Origin of the sequence: Streptomyces sp. URMC 123 (assembly GCF_051386515.1) — a bacterium.
GTDB lineage: Bacteria > Actinomycetota > Actinomycetes > Streptomycetales > Streptomycetaceae > Streptomyces.
In genome coordinates this window covers 1-11,764 of record NZ_JBPQTV010000197.1, presented here as the reverse complement: position 1 = coordinate 11,764, position 11,764 = coordinate 1, and the positions used below count along the sequence as shown (strand labels likewise).

Sequence of the window (11,764 nt, the reverse complement as noted above, 5' to 3'; positions counted from 1 at the left end):
CCCACCGCGAGCTCAACCACATGCTCGGCCTGGGCGAGGCGCGCGGGCACCTCGCGCCCGCGGCGGACGGCTACGCGGAGCCCGCCGCGGGCGACTCGGTGAGGCCGGCCACCAGCTCGTCCGCCGCCGCGTACGGGTCGAGCTCGCCCGCGACGATCCGCTCGGCCAGCGCGTCGAGCCGCCGGTCCCCGCGCAGGTCGCCGATCCGCTCCCGCAGCGCGGTGACCGCGATGGTCTCCACCTCGTGCGCGGCCCGCGCCCGCCGCCGCTCGGCGAGGACGCCCCGCTCCTCCATCCAGGCCCGGTGCTTCTCCAGCGCCTCGACGACCTCGTCGATGCCCTCGCCGCGCGCGGCGACGGTCCGGACGATGGGGGGCCGCCAGTCGCCGGGCCCGCGCGCCTCGCCCAGGCCGAGCATGTGGTTGAGCTCGCGGTGGGTGGCGTCCGCGCCGTCCCGGTCGGCCTTGTTGACCACGTACACGTCGCCGATCTCCAGGATGCCGGCCTTGGCGGCCTGGATGCCGTCGCCCATGCCGGGCGCGAGCAGCACCACGCTCGTATCGGCCTGGGAGGCGATCTCCACCTCCGACTGGCCGACGCCGACGGTCTCCACCAGCACCACGTCGCAGCCGGCCGCGTCCAGCACCCGGATGGCCTGGGGCGCGGCCCAGGCCAGTCCGCCGAGGTGGCCGCGGGTGGCCATGGAGCGGATGTAGACCCCCGGGTCGGAGGCGTGGTCGCTCATGCGCACCCGGTCGCCGAGGAGCGCCCCGCCGGAGAACGGCGAGGACGGGTCGACGGCGAGCACCCCGACCCGCTTGCCGATCCTCCGATACGCGCTGACCAGCGCCGAGGTGGAGGTCGACTTGCCGACCCCGGGCGATCCGGTGAGCCCGACGACGTACGCGCCGCCGGTCAGCGGGGCGAGCGCCGCCATCACCTCACGGAGCTGGGGCGACGCCCCCTCCACGAGCGAGATCAGCCGGGCCACGGCGCGCGGCCGGCCCTGCCGCGCCTGCTCGACCAGGGTGGGGACGTCAGCCATCGGTGCTCCGCTCCTCGCGCTCGTAGGGCCCCGCCGCTCCCGCGGACTACTTGCCGCCGTTCTGCGGCACCCGGATGATCAGCGCGTCGCCCTGACCGCCGCCGCCGCAGAGCGCGGCCACGCCCGTGCCGCCGCCGCGCCGCTTGAGCTCCAGGGCGAGGTGGAGCACGATCCGGGCGCCGGACATCCCGATCGGGTGACCCAGGGCAATCGCGCCGCCGTTGACGTTCACCTTTTCCGGGGTCACGCCCAGGTCCTTCATTGACTGCACGGCGACCGCCGCGAACGCCTCGTTGATCTCGATGAGGTCGAGGTCCGCCACGCCCAGGCCGGCCTTGCCCAGCGCGTGCCGGATGGCGTTGGAGGGCTGCGACTGGAGGGAGTTGTCGGGGCCCGCGACATTGCCGTGGGCGCCGATCTCGGCGATCCACTCCAGCCCGAGCTCCTCGGCCTTGGCCTTGCTCATCACGACGACGGCGGCGGCGCCGTCGGAGATCTGCGAGGACGTGCCGGCGGTGATGGTGCCGTCCTTGGCGAAGGCGGGGCGCAGCTTGCCGAGCGACTCGGCCGTGGTCTCCGGCCTGATCCCCTCGTCCTTGGCGAATATCACCGACTCGCCCTTGCGCTGCGGGATCTCCACGGGCGTGATCTCGGCCTCGAACAGGCCGTTCTTCTGCGCCGCGGCGGCCCGCTGGTGGGACAGGGCGGCGAACTCGTCCTGCTCGGCGCGGGCGATCCCGAGCCGGCTGTTGTGCTTCTCCGTGGACTCGCCCATGGCGATGCCCTCGAAGGAGTCGGTCAGGCCGTCGTGCGCCATCGCGTCGATCATCTGGACCGCGCCGTACTTGTAGCCCTCGCGGGACTTCGGCAGCAGGTGCGGGGCGTTGGTCATGGACTCCTGGCCGCCGGCGACCACGATGTCGAACTCGCCGGCGCGAATGAGCTGGTCGGCGAGGGCGATGGCGTCGAGCCCGGAGAGGCACACCTTGTTGATGGTGAGCGCGGGGACCTGCATGGGGATGCCGGCCTTGACCGCGGCCTGGCGGGCGGGGATCTGCCCGGCGCCGGCCTGGAGCACCTGCCCCATGATCACGTACTGCACCTGGTCGCCGCCGATGCCCGCCCGGTCGAGGGCCGCCTTGATGGCGGCGGCGCCGAGGTCGACCCCGGTGAAGCTCCGAAGGCTGCCGAGCAGACGACCCATGGGCGTACGGGCGCCCGCGACGATTACGGACGTGGTGCCGGTGCTACCAGTCATGGTGCGGCCCCTTCGAAGAAAGGTGAACGAGGGTTTGGCGTCAATGTACTGAGCGGTACCCGCCGGGTCACCGGCCGATGAGTGTGATCGCGCGCACGTTGCGTAATCACGGGCGCGAGGAGTGCACTGGAGGCATGCTGACGCGTATCGACCACATCGGGATCGCCTGCTTCGACCTCGACAAAACTGTCGAGTTCTACCGTGCCACGTACGGCTTCGAGGTGTTCCACACCGAGGTGAACGAGGAGCAGGGCGTGCGCGAGGCCATGCTCAAGATCAACGAGACCTCGGACGGCGGCGCCTCGTACCTCCAGCTCCTGGAGCCCACCCGGGAGGACTCGGCGGTCGGCAAGTGGCTGGCCAGGAACGGCGAGGGGGTGCACCACATCGCCTTCGGCACCGCCGACGTCGACGGCGACGCGGCGGCCATTCGGGAGAAGGGGATCAGGGTCCTCTACGACGAGCCGCGGCGCGGTTCGATGGGCTCGCGCATCACGTTCCTGCACCCCAAGGACTGTCACGGAGTCCTCACCGAGCTGGTGACCTCCGCCGACGACCACTGACCGTCCCCCCGTTCCGGCCGGTAGAGTGCACTCGCGGCGGTGCGCGGGTTGGGGGCTGCGGCCCATGCCCCGCCGATGATCTGACACCATTCTCCGGAAGGCACCGTTCAACTGCGTTCCGCCGAGAGGGCGGTGCCTCATCGACAGACCGGGCCGGCGCCGGAAACGGGCAGGGCAGCGCCGGTGACGACGCGACCAGGGGACGGATGGGACCGCGCAGTGCGGGGCTACGACCGCTACGAGGCTGACGACCACCTCTCGAAGTTCGAGGCCGAGATGGAGCGGCTGAAGACGGAGCGGGAGAAGGCGGTCCAGCACGCCGACGACCTCGGGTACCAAGTCGAGGTGCTGCGTGCCAAGCTGCACGAGGCGCGTCGCACCCTGATGACCCGCCCGGCCTACGACAACGTCTCCCACCAGGCCGAACAGCTGCTCCGCAATGCGCAGATCCAGGCCGATCAGCTGCGCGCGGACGCCGAGCGCGAGCTGCGCGAGGCCCGCGCGCAGACCCAGCGGCTGCTCCAGGAGCAGGCCGAGCGGCAGGCCCGGCTGGAGGCCGAGCTGCACGCCGAGGCGGTGGCCCGCCGGCAGCGCCTGGACCAGGAGCTGGCCGAGCGGCGGCAGACCGTCGAGTCGCACGTCAACGAGAACGTCGCCTGGGCCGAGCAGCTGCGGGCCCGCACCGAGGCCCAGGCCCGCCGGCTGCTGGAGGAGTCCCGGACCGAGGCCGAGCAGGCGCTGTCCGCGGCCCGCGCCGAGGCGCACCGCCTCGCCGAGCAGGCCCGCGAGCGGCTCGCCGGCGAGGCCGAGGCCGCCCGCGCGGAAGCCGAAGCGATCCTTCGCCGCGCCCGCACCGACGCCGAGCGGCTGCTGAACGCCGCCTCCACCCAGGCCCAGGAGGCCACCGACCACGCCACGGCGCTGCGCTCCTCCACCGCGGCCGAGGCCGATCTCGCCCGGCAGCAGGCCGCCGAGCTGAGCCGGGGCGCCGAGCAGCGGATGCAGGAGGCCGAGACGGCGCTGCGCACCGCGCGCGCCGAGGCCGAGAAGGTGCTCGCCGAGGCGAAGGACGCGGCCGCCAAGCGACTGGCGAGCGCCGAGTCGGAGAACGAGCAGCGGGCCCGCACCGCCAAGGCGGAGATCGCCCGGCTGGTCGGCGAGGCCACCAAGGAGGCCGAGGCGCTCAAGGCCGAGGCCGAGCAGCTGCGGGCCGACGCCCGCGCCGAGGCGGACCGGCTGGTGGCCGAGGCCACCGAGGCGGCCCGCTCCAAGGCCGCCGAGGACAGCGCGGCCCAGCTCGCCAAGGCCGCCAGGACCGCCGAGGAGGTGCTGACCAAGGCGTCGGAGGACGCCCGGGCCACCACCCGGGCGGCGGCCGAGGAGGCCGAGCGCATCCGCCGCGAGGCCCAGGCGGAGGCCGACCGGCTGCGCGCCGAGGCCGAGGCCCGGGCCGAGCAGGTCAAGGGCGCGGCCAAGGACGACACCAAGGAGTACCGGGCCAAGACGGTCGAGCTCCAGGAGGAGGCCCGCCGGCTGCGCGGCGAGGCCGAGCAGCTGCGCTCCGAGGCCGTCGCCGAGGGCGAGCGCATCCGCGGGGAGGCCCGGCGCGAGGCGCTCCAGCAGATCGAGGAGGCGGCCAGGACCGCCGAGGAGCTGCTGACCAAGGCGAAGGCGGACGCGGAGGAGCTGCGCAGCGGGGCGAGCGCCGAGAGCGAGCGGGTGCGCGCCGAGGCCGCCGAGCGGGCGGCGCTGCTGCGCACCCAGGCCGAGGAGGCCCTGGAGCGGGCCCGCGCCGAGGCGGAGGAGCTGCGCGGCGAGGCCGACGAGCAGGCCGAGCGGACCCGTACCGAGGCGGCCGAGGCGGCCCGCGCGCTGCGCGAGGAGACCGAGGAGGCCGTCGCCGCCCGGCGCACCGAGGCCGCCGAGGAGCTGGCCCGGCTGCGGGACGAGGCGCAAACGCGGGTGACCGCCGCCGAGGAGGCGCTGCGCGAGGCCCGTACGGAGGCCGAGCGGCTGCGCACCGAGGCCGCCGAGGAGACCGAGCGGCTGCGGAGCGAGTCCGCGGAGCGGCTGCGCGCCCTGCGGCAGCAGGCCGAGGAGGAGGCGCAGCGGCTGCGGGACGAGGCCGCCGCCGAGGCGTCGACCGCGCGCGCCGAGGGCGAGGCCATCGCCGTACGGCTGCGCACGGAGGCCGCCGCGGAGGCGGAGCGGCTGCGGGCCCAGGCCCAGGAGACCGCCGACCGGGTGCGGGCGGAGGCGACCGCCGCCGCGGAGCGGGCCACCGCCGAGGCGGCGGAGGAGCTGGCCGCCGCCCAGGAGGAGGCCGCCCGGCGCCGGCGCGAGGCCGAGAAGCTGCTCGGGGACGCCCGCGAGGAGGCGCAGCGCGAGCGCGAGCAGGCCCGGGAGCAGAGCGAGGAGCTGCTGGCCTCGGCGCGCAAGCGGGTGACCGAGGCGCAGGCCGAGGCGGAGCGGCTGGTCGAGGAGGCCGAGCGGCGCGCCGCGGAGCTGGTGTCGGCCGCGGAGCAGACCGCGCAGCAGGTGCGGGACGCGGTCGCGGGGCTGCACGAGCAGGCCGAGGAGGAGATCGCCGGGCTGCGCTCGGCGGCCGAGCACGCCGCGGAGCGCACCCGCTCCGAGGCGCTGGAGGAGGCCGAGCGGGTCCGGGCCGACGCCTACGCCGAGCGGGAGCGGGCCGCGGAGGACACGGCGCGGCTGCGGCGCGAGGCGCAGGAGGAGACGGACGCCGCCAAGGCGCTGGCCGAGCGGACGACGTCCGCGGCCATCGCGGAGGCGGAGCGGGCGCGCACCGAGGCGCGCGAGGAGAGCGACCGGCTGCTGGACGAGGCCCGTACGGAGGCCGACCGGCTGCGCACCGAGGCGCGCGAGGAGGCCGAGCGGGCCCGCGCCGAGGCGCGGGAGGAGGCCGGCAAGCTGCGCGCGGACGCCGCCGAGCAGGCCGACCGGCTGGTGGCCGGGGCCACGGAGGAGGCGGACCGGCTGGTCACGGGCGCCACCGAGGACGCCGAGCGGCTCGTCGGCGACGCGACGCGGAAGGCCGAACAGCTCGTGTCGGGCGCCACGGAGGAGGCCGACCGGCTGCTCACCGCCGCCACCGAGGAGACCGAGCGGATGGCCAAGCAGTCCGCGAAGGCGCTGCGGGACGCCGAGACGGAGGCGGAGCGGCTGGTCGCGGCCGGCACCGAGGAGGCCGAGCGGATCGCCGCCCGGGCCGCCGAGACCCTGCGCTCCGCGGAGGAGGAGGCCGAGCGCACCCGCGCCGCGGCCGACGAGATCCGCGACCGGGCGCGCGAGGACGCCGCCAAGCGCCGCAACGAGGCCGCCGAGCAGGCGGACCAGCTCATCGCCAAGGCCCAGGAGGAGGCCGTACGGGCCGCCGCCGCGGCCGAGGAGCAGGCGGACACGATGGTCGGCGCGGCCCGCAAGGAGGCCGAGCGGATCGTCGCCGAGGCGACCAACGAGGGCAACGGCCTGGTGGAGAAGGCCCGCAGCGACGCCGACACCCTGCTGGGCGAGGCCCGCCGGGACTCCACCGCCATAAGGGAGCGCGCCGAGGAGCTGCGCGCCCGCATCGAGTCCGAGGTCGAGGAGCTGCACGACCGGGCGCGCCGGGAGTCCGCGGAGGCCATGAAGTCCGCGGGCGAGCGGGTGGACAAGCTGGTGAAGGCGGCGAGCGAGCAGCTCGCCGACGCCGAGGAGAAGTCCAAGAAGCTCGTGGCGGACGCCAAGGGCGAGGCCGGCAAGGTGCGGATCGCCGCCGTGAAGAAGGCCGAGGGCCTCCTCAAGGAGGCGGAGCAGAAGCGCGCGGAGGCGACGCGCGAGGCGGAGCGGCTGCGCCGGCAGGCGGCCGAGGACGCGGAGCGCATGCGCGCGGAGGCGGCCGAGGAGGCCGAGCGCGTGGTCGCCGAGGGCAAGCGGGAACTCGAGGCGCTGGTGCGGCGCCGTGAGGACATCAACGCCGAGATCTCCCGGGTGCAGGACGTGCTGGAGGCGCTGGAGTCCTTCGAGGCTCCGGCCGGTGGCGGCAAGGACAACGGGGGCGTCAAGGCGGCCGCCGGCGCGGGTGCCACTCGTTCGGGTGGCAAACAGTCAGACCGCTAGCCACGGCAGCGGGCGAGGGCGTAGGGCATGGGTCCGGTGCGTTCGTCCGACGGTGCCGGCCGGTGGCTGCCCGGAAGGGTGATCCGCCGGCCGGATCGGCCGCGGCGGCGCGGCCGTCGCCGCGGGGCCGCCGGGGTGCGCACGGCGCGGTCGCCGCCGTCCACGGAACGCGATCTGCCCAGGTCCCGGCGGTATTCCGGCCCAATACCGACATGTTCTCGCCATCCTGATGAGGAATCATCGGCGGGAAAACGGCGGGGAAACGGGCCGCGATCGATCCGGATATCAGGAAAATCCGCATCCGTCCGACTGGTAGCGACCACCCGGCGGCGGGCCACCCAAAAGGGGGGTCAAGAGAGGTCATTCTCCAGATCAAACGAGGGATTGACTCGATGACACGCCGCCCACGCCCCTAGGATTCCCTCTATCACCTCACCGGTCTCTTTCGACAGGAACCCCATGAGCGACACTTCCTCCCCCTTCGGCTTCGAGCTCGTGCGGCGTGGATACGACCGCGGGCAGGTGGACGACCGCATCACGAAGCTCGTCGCCGACCGTGACAGTGCACTGGCCCGTATCACCTCTCTGGAAAAGCGCATCGAGGAACTGCACCTCGAGACGCAGAACGCCCAGGCCCAGGTCAACGACGCCGAGCCGTCCTACGCGGGGCTCGGTGCGCGGGTCGAGAAGATCCTCCGGCTCGCCGAGGAGGAGGCCAAGGACCTGCGCGAGGAGGCCCGCCGGGCCGCGGAGCAGCACCGCGAGCTGGCGGAGTCGGCGGCCCAGCAGGTGCGCAACGACGCCGAGGCGTTCGCCGCCGAGCGCAAGGCCAAGGCCGAGGACGAGGGCGCCCGCATCGTCGACAAGGCCAAGGGTGATGCCGCCACGCTGCGGGCCGAGGCGCAGAAGGACGCGCAGTCCAAGCGCGAGGAGGCGGACGCCCTCTTCGAGGAGACGCGCGCCAAGGCGGCCCAGGCCGCCGCCGACTTCGAGACCAACCTCGCCAAGCGCCGGGAGCAGTCCGAGCGCGATCTGGCGTCCCGTCAGGCCAAGGCGGAGAAGCGGCTGGCGGAGATCGAGCACCGCGCGGAGCAGCTGCGGCTGGAGGCCGAGAAGCTGCGCACGGACGCGGAGCGCCGGGCCCGCCAGACGGTGGAGACCGCGCAGCGCCAGGCCGAGGACATCGTGGCCGACGCCAATGCCAAGGCCGACCGCATCCGCAGCGAGTCCGAGCGCGAGCTGGCGGCGCTCACCAACCGCCGCGACAGCATCAACGCCCAGCTGACCAACGTCCGCGAGATGCTCGCCACCCTCACGGGCGCGGCGGTCGCCGCGGCCGGCGCGCCCGACGACGAGCCGATGTCGCGGGGCGTCCCGGCGCAGCAGAGCCGCTAGCGCTTCTCTCCGGCGCGTTCTCGTCCTCGCCGTCGCGAGGTCCGGGGCCCTCCCCCAGGGCGGCGCCCCGGACCTCGTTCACGGCCACGAGCCCGTTCCCCCGTACGGGGGCGCGCTCCTCGCGGCCCGGCGGATGGTTTCCGTCCGGTGGCGCGGGGCACAGGGCCCCCGTAACGTAATCGCATGATTGAGCTAGAGGGGCTCACCAAGCGGTACGGCGACAAGCTGGCCGTGGACCGGCTGACGTTCACCGTGCACCCGGGGGTGGTGACCGGCTTCCTCGGCCCGAACGGCGCGGGCAAGTCCACCACCATGCGGATGATGCTGGGGCTGGACCACCCGACGGCCGGTGATGTGCGCATCGACGGAAAGCACTACGCCGATCTCCATGATCCGCTGAAATACATCGGGGCGCTCCTCGAGGCGAAGGCAATGCACGGCGGGCGCAGCGCGTACAACCATCTTCTCTGCCTCGCGCAGAGCAACGGCATCCCGCGCCGCCGCGTGGACGAGGTGCTCGACCTCGTGGGTCTCACCCCGGTCGCCAAAAAGCGCGCCAAGGGCTTCTCCCTGGGTATGGGTCAGCGCCTCGGCATCGCCAGTGCGCTGCTCGGCGACCCGGAAATCCTGATGTTCGACGAGCCGGTCAACGGGCTCGATCCCGAGGGCATCCACTGGATTCGCAATCTGATGAAGCGGCTGGCCGCGGAGGGCCGCACGGTCTTCGTCTCCAGCCATCTCATGAGCGAAATGGCGCTGACCGCCGAGCATTTGGTGGTGATCGGCCAGGGCCGGCTTCTGGCCGACACGTCGATGGCAAAATTCATCGCCCAGAACTCCCGCTCCTATGTGCGGCTGCGCTCGCCGGAGCCGGAGCGGTTGCGCGACGCGCTGTCGGTGGCCGGCATCACGGCCGTCACCTCGGCGGACGGCGCCCTGGAGGTGGAGGGCACGGAGGCGGCCCGGCTGGGCGAGCTGGCCGCGCGCCAGCAGATCGTGCTCCATGAGCTGAGCCCCCAGCAGGCGTCGCTGGAGGAGGCGTTCATGCGGCTGACGGCGGAGGCGGTGGAGTACCACGCGCACAACCTGCCCGGCGGCGCGGTGCCGTCCGGGGTTCCCGGGGGCCCCGAGGGCCCGGCGGCCGGGGCCGGGGCCGGCGGGGACCGGGTGTCCGCCTCCGCGTGGGGCGCCGCCTGGCAGCAGCGGCAGCAGCCGAACGGCGCGAGCGACGAACGCGGCGGCCAACGCAGTGGCCGGAACAGTGGCCTGCGCGGCGACCCGCACGACGACCGACGGGGCGACCGACCGAGCGACGGACAGGGGGCCTGACCCATGGCCGCGACCCAGGTGATCCGCTCCGAGTGGACGAAGATCCGCTCGGTGCAGTCGACGGTGTGGACGCTGGGCCTGGCGGTCCTGGTCACCCTCGCCCTCGGCGCGCTGATCAGCGTGCTCAGCAAGAACGAGTTCTCCAAGATGTCGGCGACGGACCGGGCCACCTTCGATCCCACCTTCATCAGCTTCGCCGGCATGGGCCTCGGCCAGCTCGCGATGATCGTCTTCGGGGTGCTGGTGGTCTCCAACGAGTACAGCACCGGCATGATCCGCACCTCGCTGGCGGCCGTTCCGCAGCGCGGCACCTTCCTCTTCAGCAAGATCGCGGTGGCGACGGCGCTCGCCCTGCTGGTCGGCCTGGTGACCAGCTTCGCCACGTTCTTCCTGGGGCAGGCGCTGCTGGGCGAGCACCGCGCCGCCCTCGGCGATCCCGGGGTCACCCGCGCGGTCATCGGCGGCGGCCTCTACATGGCGCTGATCGCGATGTTCTCGATGGGCGTCGCGGCGATCCTGCGCAGCCCGATGCTCTCGCTCGGCATCCTGATGCCGTTCTTCTTCCTGATCTCGAACATCCTGGGCAACGTCGACGCGACGAAGCAGGTCGGCCAGTACCTCCCCGACCAGGCCGGCTCAAAGATCATGCAGGTGGTGGCCCGCCCGGACGACGACACCCCGTACGGCCCCTGGGGCGGCCTGGCGATCATGGCCGCCTGGGTGGTCGCCGCGCTGGTCGCGGGCTATCTGAGCATCAAGCGCCGCGACGCCTGACGCCGCCGCCCTGGTCGCGGGATCGCCCCGGCCCGGCCCCCGACGGTCCTTTCGGGGTGAGCGGGACGAATCGAACCGATGCGCGGGAACCGGCGGTCTGTCGATATCCTCCTACCTTCTACGGGGGCGTCCAGCAGTACGTGCGAGGGCCCCGACCACCGGCAAGGGGCGGAGAATGATCGAGGCAGTCGGTCTGACGAAGCGCTACGGCGCCAAGACAGCCGTGAACAACCTGTCCTTCCAGGTCCGGCCAGGGACCGTGACCGGCTTCCTGGGGCCCAACGGCTCCGGCAAGTCCACGACCATGCGCATGATCCTGGGCCTGGACAACCCGACCAGCGGCCGCGTGACGATCGGCGGGCACCCGTACCGTGAGCTCCCCAACGCGCCACGGCACGTCGGCGCGCTGCTCGACGCGAAGGCCGTGCACGGCGGGCGCAGCGCCCGCAACCACCTGCTGAGCCTGGCGCAGCTGTCCGGGATTCCGGCGCGGCGCGTCGACGAGGTGCTCGGCGTGGTCGGGCTGCACGGCGTGGCGAAGAAGCGCTCCGGCGGCTTCTCGCTCGGCATGGGGCAGCGGCTCGGCATCGCCGCCGCGCTCCTCGGCGACCCGCAGGTGCTGCTCTTCGACGAGCCGGTCAACGGCCTCGACCCCGAGGGCATCCTCTGGGTGCGCAATCTGATGAAGTCGCTGGCCGCCGAGGGCCGTACGGTCTTCGTCTCCAGCCACCTGATGAGCGAGATGGCGCTGACCGCCGAGCACCTGATCGTGATCGGCCGCGGCCAGCTCCTCGCCGACATGAGCGTGAAGGACTTCATCTCGGCCAACTCCGCGGACTTCGCCCGCGTCCGCACGCCGGACGGCGAGGCGGAGCAGCGGGAGAAGCTGACCGCGGCGCTGACCGAGGCCGGCGGCCATGTCATGGCCGAGCCGGACGGCGCGCTGCGGGTCACCGGTGTGCCGCTGCCGCGGATCAGCGACGTGGCGCACCAGGCCGATGTCCGGCTGTGGGAGCTCTCCCCGCACCAGGCCTCCCTGGAGGAGGCGTACATGCGGATGACGCAGGGCGTCGTGGACTACCGGTCGACCGTGGACCAGCGGGCCGGCCTCCAGGGCCCGCCCCCGGCCGGCTACGGCGTGCCCCAGGGCCAGCCGATGCCGCAGCCGCAGGCGCTGCCGGGGTTCACCCCGCCGCCCCCGCCGGGCGCACAGGGCTGGGCCCCGCCGTTCCCGCCGCAGGGCGCTCCCGGTGCCCACGGCGCCCCCCGCGCCCCCCGCCC

General features: G+C 73.9%; 8 protein-coding genes. 6 read left to right on the top strand and 2 right to left on the bottom strand.

The features are described 5' to 3' along the window. Window positions 1-70: 70 nt before the first annotated feature. Together meaB and ACSNOD_RS21070 are read right to left on the bottom strand one after the other, a co-directional pair. Window positions 71-1,045, bottom strand: coding sequence for a methylmalonyl Co-A mutase-associated GTPase MeaB (meaB, locus tag ACSNOD_RS21075; protein WP_436768554.1), 975 nt, complete (start codon window positions 1,043-1,045; stop codon window positions 71-73). Between the two features lie 46 nt (window positions 1,046-1,091). Then, complete coding sequence (locus ACSNOD_RS21070) at window positions 1,092-2,303, bottom strand: acetyl-CoA C-acetyltransferase (RefSeq protein ID WP_436768553.1); 1,212 nt, start codon at window positions 2,301-2,303, stop codon at window positions 1,092-1,094. 134 nt (window positions 2,304-2,437) lie between these two features. Here ACSNOD_RS21070 and mce point away from each other — a divergent pair, with 134 nt between their 5' ends. The 6 genes from mce to ACSNOD_RS21040 all read left to right on the top strand — a co-directional run. Further along, entirely contained in the window at window positions 2,438-2,866 is a 429-nt protein-coding gene (gene mce / locus ACSNOD_RS21065; RefSeq protein WP_436768552.1) for a methylmalonyl-CoA epimerase, read from the top strand. Window positions 2,867-3,085: 219 nt separating this feature from the next. Continuing rightward, window positions 3,086-6,985: a polarized growth protein Scy gene (gene scy, locus ACSNOD_RS21060; protein WP_436768551.1), complete on the top strand. Its 3,900-nt coding sequence runs from the start codon at window positions 3,086-3,088 to the stop codon at window positions 6,983-6,985. Between the two features lie 459 nt (window positions 6,986-7,444). Continuing rightward, a complete protein-coding gene (locus tag ACSNOD_RS21055) occupies window positions 7,445-8,380 on the top strand; it encodes a cellulose-binding protein (RefSeq protein ID WP_436768550.1) in 936 nt (311 codons plus the stop codon). A 183-nt stretch (window positions 8,381-8,563) separates the two neighbouring features. Then, entirely contained in the window at window positions 8,564-9,709 is a 1,146-nt protein-coding gene (locus ACSNOD_RS21050) for an ABC transporter ATP-binding protein (protein WP_436768549.1), read from the top strand. A gap of 3 nt (window positions 9,710-9,712) precedes the next feature. After that, window positions 9,713-10,483 carry an ABC transporter permease gene (locus tag ACSNOD_RS21045; RefSeq protein ID WP_436768548.1) on the top strand — a complete coding sequence of 257 codons (771 nt, stop codon included), beginning with the start codon at window positions 9,713-9,715 and terminating at the stop codon, window positions 10,481-10,483. Window positions 10,484-10,658: 175 nt separating this feature from the next. Further along, a partial coding sequence (locus ACSNOD_RS21040; RefSeq protein ID WP_436768547.1) for an ABC transporter ATP-binding protein occupies window positions 10,659-11,764 on the top strand: 1,106 nt, incomplete at its 3' end.